12 protein-coding genes are annotated in these 16,577 nt (G+C 69.8%); 8 read left to right on the top strand and 4 right to left on the bottom strand.

Going from position 1 to position 16,577, the window contains the following annotated elements:
- Nucleotides 1-31: 31 nt before the first annotated feature.
- Nucleotides 32-1,468, bottom strand: a complete 1,437-nt coding sequence (rox, locus tag OG352_RS01995) for a rifampin monooxygenase (protein WP_329213644.1) — start codon at nucleotides 1,466-1,468, stop codon at nucleotides 32-34.
- A gap of 272 nt (nucleotides 1,469-1,740) precedes the next feature.
- Nucleotides 1,741-2,763, bottom strand: coding sequence for a LacI family DNA-binding transcriptional regulator (locus OG352_RS01990; RefSeq protein ID WP_329213642.1), 1,023 nt, complete (start codon nucleotides 2,761-2,763; stop codon nucleotides 1,741-1,743).
- A gap of 464 nt (nucleotides 2,764-3,227) precedes the next feature.
- Between OG352_RS01990 and OG352_RS01985 the strand changes: the two genes are divergently transcribed.
- From OG352_RS01985 to OG352_RS01960, 6 genes are all read left to right on the top strand, one after another.
- Complete coding sequence (locus tag OG352_RS01985; RefSeq protein WP_329213640.1) at nucleotides 3,228-4,496, top strand: ABC transporter substrate-binding protein; 1,269 nt, start codon at nucleotides 3,228-3,230, stop codon at nucleotides 4,494-4,496.
- Between the two features lie 95 nt (nucleotides 4,497-4,591).
- Nucleotides 4,592-5,464, top strand: coding sequence for a carbohydrate ABC transporter permease (locus tag OG352_RS01980; RefSeq protein ID WP_329213638.1), 873 nt, complete (start codon nucleotides 4,592-4,594; stop codon nucleotides 5,462-5,464).
- Nucleotides 5,465-5,496: 32 nt separating this feature from the next.
- Complete coding sequence (locus tag OG352_RS01975) at nucleotides 5,497-6,423, top strand: carbohydrate ABC transporter permease (RefSeq protein ID WP_329213636.1); 927 nt, start codon at nucleotides 5,497-5,499, stop codon at nucleotides 6,421-6,423.
- Nucleotides 6,424-6,548: 125 nt separating this feature from the next.
- Nucleotides 6,549-7,406 (top strand): glycoside hydrolase family 43 protein, encoded by an 858-nt coding sequence (locus tag OG352_RS01970; protein WP_329213634.1) that lies wholly within the window; start codon nucleotides 6,549-6,551, stop codon nucleotides 7,404-7,406.
- A 193-nt stretch (nucleotides 7,407-7,599) separates the two neighbouring features.
- The gene (locus OG352_RS01965; RefSeq protein WP_329213632.1) at nucleotides 7,600-10,077 is read left to right on the top strand and encodes a carbohydrate binding domain-containing protein; all 2,478 of its coding nucleotides are present in this window, start codon (nucleotides 7,600-7,602) and stop codon (nucleotides 10,075-10,077) included.
- Nucleotides 10,078-10,175: 98 nt separating this feature from the next.
- Nucleotides 10,176-10,964, top strand: coding sequence for a YqjF family protein (locus OG352_RS01960; protein ID WP_329213630.1), 789 nt, complete (start codon nucleotides 10,176-10,178; stop codon nucleotides 10,962-10,964).
- A 73-nt stretch (nucleotides 10,965-11,037) separates the two neighbouring features.
- Here OG352_RS01960 and OG352_RS01955 read toward each other — a convergent pair whose 3' ends face one another.
- Together OG352_RS01955 and tnpA are read right to left on the bottom strand one after the other, a co-directional pair.
- Nucleotides 11,038-13,980 (bottom strand): glycosyl hydrolase 115 family protein, encoded by a 2,943-nt coding sequence (locus tag OG352_RS01955; protein WP_329213628.1) that lies wholly within the window; start codon nucleotides 13,978-13,980, stop codon nucleotides 11,038-11,040.
- A 270-nt stretch (nucleotides 13,981-14,250) separates the two neighbouring features.
- Nucleotides 14,251-14,679 carry an IS200/IS605 family transposase gene (tnpA, locus tag OG352_RS01950; protein WP_329213626.1) on the bottom strand — a complete coding sequence of 143 codons (429 nt, stop codon included), beginning with the start codon at nucleotides 14,677-14,679 and terminating at the stop codon, nucleotides 14,251-14,253.
- 50 nt (nucleotides 14,680-14,729) lie between these two features.
- Between tnpA and OG352_RS01945 the strand changes: the two genes are divergently transcribed.
- Nucleotides 14,730-15,944: an RNA-guided endonuclease InsQ/TnpB family protein gene (locus OG352_RS01945; RefSeq protein ID WP_329223667.1), complete on the top strand. Its 1,215-nt coding sequence runs from the start codon at nucleotides 14,730-14,732 to the stop codon at nucleotides 15,942-15,944.
- 37 nt (nucleotides 15,945-15,981) lie between these two features.
- Complete coding sequence (locus OG352_RS01940; RefSeq protein ID WP_329213624.1) at nucleotides 15,982-16,314, top strand: helix-turn-helix domain-containing protein; 333 nt, start codon at nucleotides 15,982-15,984, stop codon at nucleotides 16,312-16,314.
- Nucleotides 16,315-16,577: the final 263 nt, after the last annotated feature.

Raw genomic sequence — 16,577 nt, 5'->3', positions numbered from 1 at the left:
CCCACCCCCATTTCGGGCCGCAACCGCGTGCTCAGCCGGCGGCAGGGCCGAACCACTGGGGCAGCCGGCTGAGCAGCTCCTGCTGGTCCTCACCGGCCCAGGCCACGTGGCCGTCCGGCCGCAACAGCACGGCGGGCACGTCCAGTTCCTCGCTGACGCCGACGACGTGGTCGACCCGGTCCGCCCAACCCGCCACCGAGAGCCGGCCGGTCTGGTCGAGCAACAGGCCGCGGCCGTCGTGCGTCAACTCGTAGAGGCGACCCTGTTTCAGCTTCACGTCCCGCAGCCGGCGGCCCAGCAGTTCGTGGCCCTCGCCGAAGTCGTAACGGACCCCGACCGCCGTGATGATCCCGGTCACGTACCGGTTCACCTCCTCGAAGTCCATCAGCCTCGAGAACAGTTCCCGCAGCGCGGTCGCCCCCGGATCGGTCCCCAACAGGGTCATCTGCGCACGGGTGTTGTCCAGGACGGCCGCGCCCACCGGGTGCCGTTCGGCGTGGTAACTGTCCAACAGCCCTTCCGGCGCCCAGCCCTTGACGGTGGCGGCCAGCTTCCAGCCAAGGTTGAACGCGTCCTGCACACCGAGGTTGAGCCCCTGCCCGCCGGTCGGCGGATGGATGTGCGCCGCGTCGCCGGCCAGCAGCACCCGGCCGACCCGGTAGCGCTCGGCCTGCCGGGTGGCGTCGCCGAACCGGGACAGCCAGCGCGGCGAGTGCACGCCGAAGTCGGTGCCAGCGAAGGCCCGTAGCTGCTGCTTGAACTCGTCGAGGGTCGGTGCGCTCGCACGGTCCTCGGCCACGCCCTCCGCGGGTACGCCGATGCGGTACACCCCCTTGTGCCCGTCCACGTCCGGGATGGCGCCGAACCGCAGCTGGGTCTTGCGGACCTCCTCGACGGCGGCGGCGATCGTCGCCGGATCCTCGGTCGCCTCCATGTCGCCCAGCAGCGTCTCGACCTTGGAGGGCTCACCGGGGAACCCGACACCGAGCGCCTTGCGCACCGTACTGCGGCCGCCGTCGCACCCGACGACGTAGCGCGAGCGCAGACGCGTGCCGTCCGCCAGTTCGACGGTCACCCTGTCGTCGCCCTGACTCACCCCGACCACTTCGCAGCCGCGCCGGATCTCGGCACCGAGTTCGAGGGCGCGCTCGTTGAGCAGCCGCTCGGTGGCCGGCTGCGAGGCGGCGAGGCCGTACGGGTGCGCCGTGTCCAACCGGTCCGGCCACGGCTTGATGATGCCGCCGAAGAGACCGCCGGCCTGGAACTTGTCACTGACCGCGAGGAACCGGTCCAGCAGGCCGCGCTGGTCCATCAGCTCGACGCTGCGCGCGTGCAGGCCGCGGCCGCGGGACTGCTCGGTCGGCTCGGTCAACCTCTCCAGCACGACCACGTGCACACCGTGCAGCCGCAACTCGCCGGCCAGCATCAGACCGGTCGGTCCACCGCCGACCACGATCACGTCAATCATCGAAACACCCATTCAACTCGAACCGAGAGTGGGAATGGCCAGCCGCCCCGCACAGCCCCAATATCCACAAAGGCGGGCGCATTTCGCGAATCTTTCATTTCCGCAGGTTCTGGCCTCGGTCGGCCATTCTGCGACAGGACCGGGGCCTTGCCGCAAGCCCCCTGGTGCGCTATATGTTGAGAGTGGCAAGGAGTGCGTAACTCCTTGCCTTTGCTTTTTCTTGGCCCGAAGGCCGCCGAGACGTCGGTGGAGGGCGGTGCCCCGGTGGTGGGTCAGGCCGCGCTGTCGCCGGGCGGTGGCGCGGTCGAGTTGCGCACCACGAGTTGGGTGCCCACCTCCATGTGATCCATGAGCAGCCGCTGCCCGTCGATGAGGGACAGCAGCGCGCGCGCCGCCTTCTGGCCCATGTCGTGCAGCGGCTGACGCACGGTGGTCAGTCCGGGAAAGCTCTGCGCCGCCTGCGGGAGGTCGTCGAAGCCGACGACCGAGAAGTCGGCGGGCACGGTGAGGCCGCACGCCCGCGCGGCGTCTATGGCGCCGAGCGCCATCAGATCCGCGCCCGCGACGATCGCCGTCGGACGGTGATCGGTGATGAGGCGAGAGGCGGCCCGGAAGCCGCTGGCGTAGGAGAAGTCGCACGAGGCGACCAGCAGCTCGTCGACCTTCAGCCCGGCGAGCCGCATCGCGTCCTCGAAGCCCTGGAAGCGGATCGACGTGCTCTCGAGGTCCTCCTCGCCGCGCAGGTAGGCGATCCGGGTGTGCCCCAGGTCGATCAGGTGCTGCGTGCCCTGGCGCATCCCCTGGTAGTTGTCGACGCTCAGCCGGGGCAGTGGCACGTCCAGGCGCCGGGGGTCGATGATCACGCAGGGGAGATTCTGGCGACGCAGCAGCACGACCGTCTCGTCCTCCAGGACGGGCGCGATCATGAGTACACCGTCGACGAGGCCGCGGCCCAGGAACTCGAGCCGGTCCTTCTCCCGCACCGCGTCGTGGTACGAGGCGTTGACCAGCAGTTCTTGTTCGGCGCCGGCCAGCTCGTCGGCGACGCCGCGGAGGATCTCCAGCCCGTACTGACTGGTCAGGTCCAGTGCGATGAGCCCGATGAGCCCGCTGCGGCCGGCCTTGAGGTTGCGGGCCGAGACGTTCGGCCGGTACCCGAGCCGCCCGGCCACCTCCATGACCCTGCGCCGCGTCTCCTCGGAGGCCCCCGGCTTGCCGTTCACGACGTTGGACACGGTCATCGCGGAGACGCCGGCCTCCTCGGCCACCTGCGCGATGGTCACCCGCCCTGCCACCCCAACTCCTTCTGCAGCTCGGCCGTCCGGCACGGGGCGACACTAGAGCCTGCTCTGCGTCACCTTCACCGAACACTCCGGGAACACTGCGGGAACTTTAACGATAAGTTGCGGCAGGCGTCAATGGTGGCCTCCGTATGGGCGGGTTTCGACCCTGCGGGCAGGGCGGCGATGGGGGTTAGCCCATGGGGCGCCTGGAAGGAGGGGGTGGCTTCAGGTGGCTTCGGGTGTCCTGGGCGGCCACGGAAAGTTACGTATAGATGTCCGCTAAGTTTTGCGTTACAGTCCCGGCCAACGGCGCGTAACGTTCGCCGCAACTCGGGGCGACCGGCCCCTTTCGCCCGAATCGGCGCTGCACCCACACGGCACAGCCTGATCGAGTCGCAACGATCCATATCGGTTCACATCGGTTTAAAACCCCTTCAGACATGACTGTCGGTCCGTACCGACGGGTGAGGTGTGCAATGAAGCGTTCTGGGAGATGTCTCGCGGTCGCCACCACGGTCGCCGCCATGGCGATATCGCTGGCCGCGTGCGGAGGCGGGTCGTCCGGCGCCTCCGCCGACGGCACCGTGACCCTCCACGTGCAGGCGTGGAAGGGCGGCGGCGCGGAGCCCGCCAACGTCGCCGAGATCAACAAGGCCTTCGAGAAGGCCAACCCGAAGATCAAGGTCGACTTCGAGTACATCACCGCGAACGACACCTACACGCAGAAGCTCCAGCCCGAGCTGCTCGGCGGCAAGGCCGGCGACGTGATCATGGTCGACACGGACCGGATGAAGAAGTGGGGCGCCTCCGGTTACCTCGCCGACCTGTCCGGGGAGTCGTGGGCGAGCCGGATAACCCCGGACGCCAAGCAGTTCGCGCAGGCCGACGGCAAGACCCTCGCGATGCCGATGGAGCTGATCGGCATCGGTCTGTACGCCAACATGGACCTGCTGAAGAAGGCGGGCATCGCCGAAGTCCCCGCTGACTGGCCGACGTTCCTCGCCGACCTCGCCAAGGTCAAGAAGGCCGGCATCGACCCCATCGCGCTGCCCGACAAGTCCGGCTGGACCGGCAGCTCGGTCCTCCAGGCCGCCGGATCGACCGTCGTCTACCAGAAGAACAAGCAGTGGGACGCCGACTTCCTGGCCGGCAAGGCGTCCTTCGACCCGGACTGGAAGGAACCCCTCCAGCAGCTCAAGACGCTGGAGGACCAGGGGTACGTCAACTGGAAGAACGAGCTGGGCGTCGACGAGTGGGCACAGGGCCCGCAGGACTTCAGCGCGGGCAAGAGCGCCTTCTGGTACCAGGGCGCCTGGCAGGTCTCCAACGTCAAGAAGGCCGGCTTCCCGGTCTCCTTCGCCCCCTGGCCGGGCGGCGCCGCCGGCACCAAGCCCAACGGGATGCTCTTCGCCGGCACCATGTGGTCCGTCAACTCCCAGTCCCAGCAGGGTGACGCGGCGCGCGAGTACGTCAAGTTCTGGTCGCAGAACCAGAACCTCTCCAAGTACCTCGAGGCCGAGCACGCGGAGTCGCCCTTCATCAGCGGCCTGACGCCGGAGAGCGCCGAGACGACGGCGTTCACCACGGCCTTCAAGGACGGCCGCTACCGGATCCTCCCGTCCGACTCCTGGTACGGCGCCGCCGCCGAGACCGCGACCGGCTCCAAGATCCAGGCCTTCCTGCTGGGCAAGGCGTCCGCCGCGCAGACCCTCAAGGACATCCAGACCGCGGCGTCCGCGAAGTAACCCGGCCACCCCTGGTCAGTCGTGGTGGGGGTGTGGGGTCAGCGGCTCAACGACCGCCCCCGCCACGGCTCTTCACGGGCAAGAGGAGGATCCCCGTGTTCCACCGACGGCGCGCCACCATGGCCGCCTTCCTGCTTCCGGCGATCGTCGTGTACGGCGTGTTCATGCTGTACCCGCTGGCCCGAGGCGTCTACCTGAGCATGACCGACAGCCTCGGCGGCCCGATCGCCAACTTCGTCGGCACCCAGCAGTACCGTGCCATGGCCGACGACCCGGCCGTCACCGACGCCCTGTGGCACACCGTGCTCTACGCGGCCGTCGTCGTGATCGTGCAGAACGGCCTCGGACTGCTCTTCGCGAGCATGCTGTTCCGCCGGCCGAAGGTGCGCAGGACGCTCAGCGTCGTCCTGCTGACACCGACGCTGATCTCCCCGGTCATGGCCGCCTTCATCTGGTCGTACCTGTTCGCCCCGACCGGCGGCATCAACGCGCTGCTCGACCTGGTCGGCCTGCACGGTCTGGGCCACGTCTGGCTCGGCGACACCTCGACCGCGCTGTACTCGGTGGCCGCCGTCAACATCTGGATGTTCACCGGCTACTCCTGCGCGATCTTCCTCGCCAGCTACATGAGCATGCCGACCGAGCTGCTGGAGGCGGCCGCACTGGACGGCGCGAGCGGCTGGCGGCGCTTCGTCAGCATCGAATGGCCGCTGCTGGCCCCGGCGCTCACCGTCAACGTGACGCTCAGCCTGATCGGCTCGCTGAAGGTCTTCGAGTTCCCCCTCGTCCTGACCAACGGCGGCCCCGCCGGAGCGACGGACACGCTGACCCTGCTGGTGTACCGGAACGTCTTCGGCGGCGGGAAGTTCGCCTACGGCGTCGCGCTGTCGGTCGTGCTCCTGGTGACCGTCGTCGTCCTGTCCAGCGCCACCTCCTCCCTGCTCCGGCTGCGCGAGCGACGTATCTGACGGCATCTCACGGAATCTGACGGATCGCCACCATGACTTCAGACATCACCGCGCCGGACGCCCCGTCGGTGTCCGGGACCCGGCCCGCCACCCGACTCCCCGCCGGGGGTACGACGTCCAGGGCGCCCGGCAACCCGCTGCGCCGCCTCGCCGGCGGCCTCGGCACCGCTCTGCTCTGCCTGGGCACGCTGCTGTTCGTCCTGCCCTTCCTCTTCACGGTCGTCACCTCGCTGCGCACCGCGGCCGACGTGGCCCGTTCCCCCCTGGGCATCCCGCACTCGCTGACCCTGAAGAACTTCTCCGACGCCTTCAGTCAGATCCACTACGGGCCCAGCACCCTCAACACCCTGCTCATCACCGGCCTTTCGTGCCTGGCCGTCACCGTGATCGGCTCGCTCGCGGCCTACCCCCTCGCCCGGATCACCCAGCACTGGTCCACCGCCGTGTACCGGCTGTTCATCCTCGGCACGTCCGTCCCCGTCTTCGTCGTCGTGGCGCCGCTGTACCTGCTGATGCGCGACCTGAACCTGCTGGACACCTACACGGGCGTCGTCCTCATCTACATCGCCCTGAACCTCCCGGTCGCCGTGTTCTTCTACACCAGCTTCATCCGCTCCATCCCGGCGGACCTGGAGGAGGCGGCGGCACTCGACGGCTGCGGCGCCTTCCGTACCTTCTTCACGATCATCCTGCCGCTGCTGCGCCCGGTGACCAGCACGCTGCTGACCTTCGTCTCCCTGCAGATCTGGAACGACCTGCTGGTACCCCTGGTGTTCCTGCAGAACCCGGACAAGCGGACCGTCATGGTGAACGCCTACTCGTTCATCGACCCGCACACCGTGCAGCCGACCAGCCTGTTCCCGGCCGCGTTGCTCGGCGTCGTGCCGCTGCTGATCATCTTCGTCTTCTTCCAGCGCCAGGTGGTCGCCGGCATGTCCGCCGGAGCGGTCAAGTCCTGAACCCGGAAACGTCCATGTGACGACCGGCCCCCGTTCGGCCACGGCCGTTGTCCCGCGGCCCGTTCCCTCGGCGACCCCTGCCCTGATGTCTCGCTGCCCCGCTGTCCCGGAAGGACCCCCCACCGATGTACGTGGTCTCCTACTTCACCAACGCCGACGAGGCGCTCCACCTGGCCTACAGCCACGACGGCGAGGAATTCGCGACGGTGAACGGCGGCCGTCCCGTGCTGCGCGGCACGGTCGGCACCGGCAGACTGCGCGATCCGTTCATCGGGGTGGGCCCCGACGGCCTGTTCCACCTGCTGGCCACCGACGGCTGGACGAGCCCCCACATCGTCCACGCCACCTCGGCCGACCTCGTCACCTGGTCGACCCAGGAACTCCTCCCGGTCATGGCCGAGGTGGAGGGCGCACTGAACGCCTGGGCGCCGGAGTTCTTCCTGGACCGCGGGACCGGGCTGTACCACCTGATCTGGTCGTCGGTCGTCGAGTCCGGGGGCACGGCCGAGGGCCGCGACTTCGAACACATCGGCCAGAACCACCGCATCTGGCACTGCACCACCGAGGACTTCAGGACGTTCTCCGCCCCCGGACTCTTCTTCGACCCCGGCCACTCGGTCATCGACGCCACCGTGCGGGAGCTGGACGGCGGCGGATTCCTCATGGCCTACAAGGACGAACGCGGCACCAACGACCTCGTCACCGCGCACAAGGACATCCACCTGACCACCTTCGACACCCCCGGCGGTCCATGGACCTCCGCCACGGGGCCGGTCACTCCCTCGGTGGTGGAAGGACCGTCTATCTTCCGCCGCGGAGACGAGATGGTGATGATCTTCGATCACTTCCTCGAGGGACGGTACGGAGCGGTCCGCAGCAAGGACGGCGTGGACTGGGAGCTCGTCTCCCTGACGCTGCCGCCGGGCATGCGACACGCCTCCGTCCTCGAAACACCCCTCCCGGCATCGCTGCCGCCGCGCTGAGTCCGGGCCGATTCCACAGGGCCCGCCGGGGCTCGGCTCCCGCCTCGTTGAACCACTCGCGTACGAACGGGCGCCGCGACGGCCCCGCCACAGACTCCGGGCACATCCGCTTCGGCCGGTCCGCCCGGTGAAGGAAGACCCACGCCGCGTCCCGCGGCGCGGAGGACACCACCACCCACCAAGGAGCGTCGCAATGAAGCGTCGCAGAACGGACCGTCCGGGAGTCCGGGCGTCCCGCGTACTCACCCTGCTCGCCACCCTGGCGGGCGCCCTCCTCCTCCCGGCCCACACCGCCCTGGCCGCGGGCACCACCTTCTTCGTCGACTGCTCGGCCGCCACCAACGGCAGCGGTACCCAGGCCAGCCCCTGGAACTCGGTCGGCAGCGTCAACAGCACCACCTTCGCCGCCGGCGACAGCGTCCTCTTCGCCGCCGGCACCACCTGCACCGGCCAGCTCAGCCCCGGCGGCTCGGGCGCCTCGGGCAGCCCGATCACCATGGGCGCGTACGGCACCGGCGCCAAGCCGATCATCAACGCGAACGGCGCCACCGGTCCCGTCATCCACCTGCTCAACCAGCAGTACTGGGAGATCGGCGGCCTGGAGCTGACCAACGCGGCGGCCTCGCCCGCCTACCGGTCCGGCGTCCTCGCCGAGAACGGCTCGGGCGGCGTCCTGCACCACATCCGGGTGCACGACATGAACATCCACCACATCAGCGGCTGGTCGGGCGGCTGGTACGCCACCAACGCGGGCGTCGGCGTCCAGACCAACCACACCACCCCCGTCTCCACCTGGGACGACGTGGTGATCGAGAACAACACCTTCGACCACGTGGACCGCATCGCCGTGGCCGTCACCCCGGACGGCGACGGCCAGGGCACCGGCCAGACCACGGGCACGGTCATCCGCGACAACACGATGACCTTCGACGGCGCGGACGACATCCTCGTCGTCAAGAACGACGGCGCCCTCATCGAAGGCAACAAGGCCGGCTTCGGCGGCGCGAAGGCCACCTGCCCGCCCTCCGGCCAGTACTGCAACGGCGCCTCCGCCGGCATCTGGATGTCCGGCAGCAACGACACCCTCGTCCAGAACAACGAGGTCTACTGCCACGTCAACTTCGCCGACGGCACCGGCTTCGACGTCGACTGGGGCAACCACAACACCACGTTCCAGTACAACTACAGCCACCAGAACCTCGGCGGCTTCATGCTGGTCATGCCGCCGTTCTCGATCGCGGGCGAGCCGACCTCGACCGTCCCCAGCGACGGCACGGTGATCCGCTACAACATCAGCGAGAACGACGGCACCAACGCGGGCTGCCCCGCTGCGGGCAACCCGACCCACGGCACGGGCGTCTTCCACTTCGTCGGCGGCGTCCCCAACAAGAGCGGCAGCTCGGTCGCCGTCCCGCAGATCTACAACAACAGCATCTACGTCAACCAGAGCGGCCTGAACACCAAGATCCTGTACTCGCGCGCGGGCGGCAGCATCTCCGGCACGCTCTCCTTCCGCAACAACGCGGTCTTCAACTACGGCACCGGCGGCTACTTCACCACCAGCGCCGGCTCCGTCTACTCCAACAACCTCTTCTACGGCACCCACCCGGCCTCCGAACCGGCCGACTCGGCGAAGGTCGTCACCGACCCCGAGTTCCGCAACCCGGGCAACACCACCACCTCCGGTCCGTACACGGGCGCCGACGCCTACCAGGTCCACCCGTCCTCTCCCGTGATCCGGGCCGGAGCGGTCATCAGCGGCAACGGCGGCAAGGACGCCTTCGGCAACACCGTCTCCGCGACGGCCGCGCCCAACATCGGCGCCTACAACGGAACCGGCGGCAACCTCGTCTCCAACGCCGGGTTCGAGACCGGCGCGATGAGCCCCTGGACCAACAGCGGCGCCGCCCCCTCCGTCACGTCCACGGGCGCCCGCACCGGCGGCTCCGCGCTGACCACCCAGGCCAGCGGCAGCGGCGCCAACCAGAACCTGACCGGCCTCACCCCGAACACCACCTACCTCCTCACCGGCTGGGCCAAGGTGGCGAACGCGGGGGAGACCCTCGCCATCGGCGTCAAGAGCTACGGCGGCGCCGAGACGTTCACCAACGTGGCGACGTCGTCGTACTCCCAGGCCGCGGTGCTGTTCACCACGGGCAGCGGCAACACCTCCGCCCTGGTCTACTGCTGGAAGAACGCCGGTGGCACCGGCGCCGGCAACTGCGACGACCTCGCGGTGGAGCCCCTGTCGTCCGCCACCAACGCGGTCACCAACCCGGGCTTCGAGACGGGCGCCCTGACCCCCTGGGCCCAGAGCGCGGGTACGGCGTCCAGCGTGGTCGCCTCCAACGCCCGCAGCGGCACGAACTCCCTGCAGACCGGGGCCGGCTCCAGCGGCGCCATCCAGACGGCCGGCTCTCTCGCCTCCGGCGGCACCTACCTGCTGACCGGCTGGGCCAAGGCGGCCACCGCCGGTGAGGAGGTGGCGGTCGGCGTGAAGAGCTTCGGCGGGACGGAAACGTTCCTGCGGGCCTCGACGACGTCCTACGCGCAGCAGCCCATCTTCTTCACCACGGGCGCCACCGCCACCTCGGCCGCCGTCTACTGCTACAAGAACGCCGGCTCCGCGGCCGGTTACTGCGACGACTACACCCTGATCAAGCTCTCCTGACCACGGGCGATGCCTTAGCAGGAAGGTTTCAGCAGAAGGTGGGCGGGTCGGCTCGGCCGACCCGCCCACCGGCAGGGAGCCGGTGTGATACTGGCGCGGTGCCGCCGACACCACAGCCGCAGGCCCCCGTCACCCCGCATCCGATAACACCTGACGCGCCGGACGCGATAGCGCGTCCGCTGCTCACCCAGTCCTGGCTCGACCTCGCCTTTCTCCACTGGGCGGCGGACCCGGCCGACGTCGCCGGTCTGCTGCCGGCCGGGACGGTCCCGGACACCCTGGACGGCGTCACCTACGTCGGTCTGGTCGCGTTCCGGATGCATCGCGTCGGCTGGTTCCGGCTGCCGGGCGTCCCCTACCTGGGATCCTTCCCCGAGACGAACGTCCGCCTCTACTCGGTGGACGCGCACGGGCGGCGCGGCGTGGTCTTCCGTTCGCTCGACGCCTCCCGTCTGCTGCCGGTGGCCGTGGCCCGGATCGGCTTCCGGCTGCCCTACGTGTGGTCCCGCATGGCGATCGACACCGACGGCGACACCGTCACGTACACCAGTCGCCGCCGCTGGCCAGGCCCGCGCGGCGCCCGCAGCCGGCTCACCGTGCGGGTGGGCCGGCAGATCGGGGAACCCACCGCGTTGGAGCACTTCCTCACCGCGCGCTGGGGTATGCACAGCACCTTCTTCGGCCGGCCGATGTACCTGCCCAACGCCCACCCGCGCTGGCCCCTGCACCGGGCCGAACTCGTGGAGTGCGAGGAGGACTTGGTCACGGCGGCGGGTCTGCCGGCGCCGGTGGGGGAGCCGGTCAGCGTGCTGTACTCGCCGGGCGTCCCGGCCCGTTTCGACCGCCCGGCCCCTCCGGCCCGCCCGGCAGGCATTCCGACACCCTGACCGACCCGACCGCCCCAACTGGCCCCAGCAGTACGGGCGGTGGCACTTGGGGCCGCCCGTCCGCCCCACCCGGTTACCGGTTCGGCGCGTCCAGGCCCGTGCCTATGTCCGTGTCCGGCTCGGGGTTGAACACCGGGTGGTAGCTCTCGGGCGGCGCGAGATAGGCGGCGGCCGGCAGCCCGCCGGTGTCGACGACGATCTGGTCCACGGCGATCGCCGGGTCGACCATGAAGACCCGCAGGACGTGCTCGCCCGGCTCGGTGACGGTCACGGTGCCGGTCAGCTTCTCGACGCCCTCCTCCACGTTGCGCGCCCAGGCGTCACCGCGGTTGCCGGTGGCCACGGACTGCCCCGACAGGACGGTGGGCGGCTGGTCGTCGAGGGCGAGGGCCAGCCGCCGCGCGCCGCGCTCGTCGAGCGAGGGCAGCCGGAAGACGGTGACGGGGAAGGAACCGGTGCTGCTGAAGCGCACCCGGTACCTCAACTCCGGGGAGCTGGCGGCGAATTCGGCGGTGATCGGGGCCGCCGTCGACGGCACCGCCTCCACGGCCGCGTGGCGGCGCCCGAGCCCGCGCACCGTCCGCCAGCGGGCGCCGCCGCGCGACAACCGGCGCTCGGTGTGCACGGCGTCGATCGAGACCCAGCCGTTCGCCTCGACGAACCCGCGCGCCCGTCGGCGTGCCCGCTCCCCGTCGTTGACCACCTCCAAGGGCACGTCGAAACGCTGCCCGCCACTCGTACTCGTGAAGGCGACCGTGACGTCGTGCGCGCCCTCGGGTGCCCGGGCCCAGTCGACCTCGACCCACACCCGGGTCTGCTCGGTGAACGAGCCGCCCGACGAACTCAGCCGGACCCAGGACCGATCGGCCTGTGCGACCCAAGTGACCGCGAGGAAGCCGGTGTTGAAGACGTCGACGAAACGCCGGTCCCGGGTGGCGGAGGAGAAGGACAACGGCCGTTGCGCGCCGATCTCGTTCCCCTCGGCGGCGATCCCCAGCCCCGCGGTCTCCTGCCGGGCGACCCTGGTGACCGCCGGCCGACCCGGGGCCTTCGGGATCTGCGAGGGGTACGGATTGATGTAGCCGTCCCATTTCCCGCCCGCCACCACGGTGTTGTACCGCTGGGTGAGCGCCGTCTCCTGGGCGTGCGCGGCTTCGGCGAGGTCCGCGAAGCGGTTGCTCCCGGCACCGCGGCCCTGACGTACCGCGAGGGCGTTGCGGTCCGCCCAGTAGTACTTCAGGTTCATCAAGTACGCGCCGTGCACGGGGTAGTGGAGGAGTTCGTAGAAGGCGTCCTGGCAGGCCGCGGGAAGCTCGGCGCCCAGCGCCACGGTTTGCCGCAGCAGCCGGTCGTACGCTGCCATACGGCGTCCCGCCTCGTCCCCGTGATGGACCACGGAGAAGATGTTCCGGTCGATGAACTCCGGACGCCGTTCCGCCGCGAGACGGTAGTACTCGGTGCGGATCGCGGCGATCTCCCGGGCGTGCCGGAGCCCGAACTGCCGCCCGTACCACTCCGCGAGGAAGTCCTCGACGTCGTCGGCGTGCCACCGGTCCACGTCCCAGGCCATGTCCATGGAGAAGGACAGGCCGGTCTCGATCGACTTGAGGTCACCGACGTTGAAGATCCACATCCGGTCGGCCTCATGCTCGTACACCCGGCGCAACTCCTGCCAGACCTTGGCGAGTTGGGTGGTGTCCAGCCACAGGTAGCTGCGCGGGCGGCCCCAGTAGGAGAGGTGGTAGTAGATCCCGTTGCCGCCCGGTCGGGCGCGCTCCGCCGCGTTCGGCAGCTGGCGCATGTTGCCGTGGTTGTCGTCCGGCCAGATCAGAGTGACGTCGTCGGGGACCCGCACGCCCGCGTTGTACAGATCCAGGACCTCCTTGTACGGGATGAAGATCTGCGGCTCGGCCGCCGAACCGACCTCCTCGGCCAGGATCCGGCGCTGGTCGGCGACGATGTCGTTCATCACCACGACCTTCTCCGGGATCGTGGTCGCGTACTTCGTCTCCAGCGCGGTGTCGTGCAGCCCGCGCATACCGATCGTCCAACTGCTCTCGTAGGCCGCGTTCTCCCGGGCCCGGGCTCTCCAGTAGTCGGAGATGACGCCCGGGTTCACCGTGTAGTCGTACACCGGCAGACTCCCGTCCGCGCCCCGGTGCTCCTCGGCCCACGGCTCCCACTCGTGGACGCCGTTGCGCAGCAGGGCCTCCGGGTGGCTGGAGCCGACGACGATGCCGTAGCGGTCGGCGAGTTCGGGGTTCTCCCGGTACTTGTTGAAGAAGTCGGAGTACGGATGCATGGCCGGCCACAGGTAGTTGGCTTTGAGGCGCAGCAGCAGCTCGAAGACGCGCTTGTATGTCTCCGGGCCGATGTTCTTGTCCGGCTCCTGGGTGCGATGCGACCAAGTGGTGAGGTTCTGCTCGTCGTTGAGGAAGACACCCCGGTAACGGACGGACGGCTCAAGCCGCTTGAAGGGGCCCGGGGCCACGGTGACCGTCTCGCGGCGTTCCACCGGTACGTCGGCCCACCAGTACCAGGGCGAGACGCCGATGCGTTCCGAGGTGTCGTAGATCCCGTAGACCGTGCCGCGCCGGTCGCTGCCCGCGATCACCAGCGCGCGGTCCACCCCGGGCGCCGGGCGCTCCACGACCTGGGTCACGGAGGCCTCCCAGCGCCCCTCGACCCGCCTGACGTCCAACCGCCCCTGCGCGACGAGCCGGTCGATGACCGGACTCGCGCCGAGCGTTCCCACCAGGACCAGCGCCGTGGACCGTTCCGGCAGGGTGCGCCGCAGCGCGGGCCGCACCCCGCCGACCCGCTCCACGTCGGCCTGGAGGTCCCCGGCCGCGCGGACCACGGCGGGGTCGTCGGCCGCGTCCACGAACACGTCGACCGCGACGCCGTCCCGCACCAGATCGAAGCCCGGCCGGGCACCCCCGCCCGGCGCCGGCGCGGCGTGGGCGTCCGCCGGGAGCACGGCCGGCAGCAGCGGGGCCAGTCCGACGGCCGTCATGCCCCGGAGAAACGCCTTCCGGGACCATGACCGCGAGGGGTCCTGTGGTTGCGGGGAGTCCTGTGGTGCGGTGGGCGGCATCGACGCTCCCGGACTAGGGACTGGCATGACCATGCTAGAAAGCGCTTTCCCGCGCACCTTAGGTCAGCGCCGGCCGTGGCGTCCATCCCTTGTTCTTCGCAGGGAATCCCGGCCTTCAGGCCGGGCGGGAATGCGATCCTTGGCCCGGAGGCGCGAAGCGCCGGAGATCTCTGGTCTTCGGGGTGACGGTCAGGCTGGGCGCTTCTGGTTCTCGATGTAGTCCTTGACGATGCTCAGTGGTGCGCCGCCGCAGGATGCCGCGAAGTAGGAGGGGGACCAGAACACGGATCCGGTCCCGATCCGGTTGATCCGGCCGGTGTACTCGGCGCGCAGATATCGGGAGCTGACGCCCTTGAGACTGTTGACGAGTTTGGACAGGGCGATTTTCGGCGGGTAGTGCACGAGGACGTGGACGTGATCGCCTTCGCCGTTGAACTCCCGCAGCTCGGCCTCGAAGCTCTCGCACACGTCCCGCATGATCGCCTCGCAGCGCGTCAGCATCTCACCGTTGAAGATCTCACGCCGGTACTTCGTGACGAACACCAAGTGGGCGTGAAGGTTGAAAGTGACATGATTTCCCCTTCGGATATCGGGATCTGGTTCCCAGCGCGGTGACATACGCCAAGTGTAGTAGGATCAGCGGACTCAACCGGAGGGGGTGGGCCGAGATGATCCGCGCGTACAAGTTCCTCCTGCGGCCCACCGTCCGCCAGGCCCAGGCGCTCGACGAGATGCTGCGCGATCACTGCTCCCTCTACAACGGGGCCCTGCAGGAACGCCGTGACGCATACCGCCACCCTTCGAAGACCACTGTCCGGTACGGGATGCAGTCCGGGCAGCTCAAGGAGATCCGGGTGTTCGACCCGGAGCGTCAGGGCCGCTGGTCGTTCAGCTCGCAGCAGGCCACCCTGCGCCGCCTGGACAAGGCGTTCGCCGCGTTCTTCCGCCGGGTCAAGTCCGGCGAGGCGCCCGGCTATCCGCGTTTCCGTGGGGTGACCTGGTTCGACACGGTGGAGTTCCCCAGGGACGGGGACGGCTGCCGGTGGGACTCCACCCCGCACGATCCCGTCACCCGCGTCCGCCTTCAGGGCGTCGGCCACGTCAGGGTCAACCGGCACCGGCCGGTGGCCGGCCGGGTCAAGACGGTGTCGGTGAAGCGTGAGGGCCGAAAGTGGTTCGTCGTGCTCACCGCGGAACAGGACCAGCCCGAGCCTCTGCCGGCGGCAGGCTCCGTGGTCGGGATCGATCTGGGCATCGCGAACTTTCTGGCCGATTCCAACGGCGGGTTCGTGCCCAGCCCGCGCCACGGCCGCCGTGCGGCCGCGAAACTGGAGGCGGCGCAGCAGGCCCTGTCCCGGTTCCCGCGCCGCAAGGCGAAGGACCGGACCGCCAACCATCAGCGCGCGGTGGAGAAGGTAGCCCAGCTGCACGGCAAAGTGCGGCGCCGGCGGCTCGACCACGCGCACAAGACCGCGCTCGGCCTGGTCCGTGCACACGATGTCATCGCGCACGAAGACCTCAGGATCCGCAACATGAGCAAGGCCCCGGCGCCGAAGCCCGACCCCGGGCGGCCGGGCGCCTTCCTGCCCAACGGGGCGGCCGCGAAGGCCGGGCTCAACCGCTGCATCGCTGACGCAGGATGGGGGGTGTTCCTGACGATCCTGCACGCCAAGGCTGAAAGCGCCGGACGGGAAGTGATCGCCGTGGACCCCCGCAACACCTCCCGCACCTGCCCCGAATGCGGGCACACCGCGAAGGAGAACCGGCCCACCCAGGAAAAATTCCACTGCATCGTCTGCGGCCACACCGCGCACGCCGACACAGTCGCAGCCACCAACGTTCTACGGGCCGGGCTGGTCCGTCGCAACGCCAACCCGGCATAGCGAGAAGCCCCCGGCTTCAGCCGGGGGAGGAGTCACGGTGCTGAAGTGCGCGGTGGCGGTGGTGGGGGAGTCGGACAAGGAGTTCCTGCGACAGAGCCGCAAGTGGGACGTGGAGCAATGGAGTTCCGCGGAGGAGGAGTTGCGCGAGCGCGGCTGGCTCGGCGAGGACGGACACCTCACCACGGCGGGCACGCTCGCGCACGAGGAGGTGGAGGCGGAGACGGACGCCGTGGCGGCGAGGCCGTGGACGGCCCTGGGCGCCGACGCCACCGCCCGCCTCGCCCACCTGCTCGAACCGCTCGCCCGGACCGTCCTGCACTCCGGGGTCGTCCCGGACGCCAACCCGGTCGGGCTCACGCCTGGGACATAGGCGTCCGCCGGGTGAACGTCCGTCCGGCAGCCCTGCCGGTCCGACCGGGCGACGGCCTTCGGCGAGGCCGGTGAGGCCGGTCGGCAGGGGCAGCGCAGGGGCCGTCGGTCCGGTGAGGATGCTCATGCGCACGTCGGCACGCGCCCCGCACCCCTGGTCGGTCAGCTCGGCCACGGCCACCCGACGTCACCTGGTGCCCCCACTCCCGGCGACTGCCTTCCGGTGACCGCTGGGGGGACAGGAAGCGCCCTCTCTCAGTAGGC

The sequence above is a fragment of the Streptomyces sp. NBC_01485 genome (assembly GCF_036227125.1).
Lineage (GTDB): Bacteria > Actinomycetota > Actinomycetes > Streptomycetales > Streptomycetaceae > Streptomyces.
The sequence above is the reverse complement of the archived record's forward strand: the minus strand, read 5'-3'. Positions and strand labels throughout refer to the sequence as shown.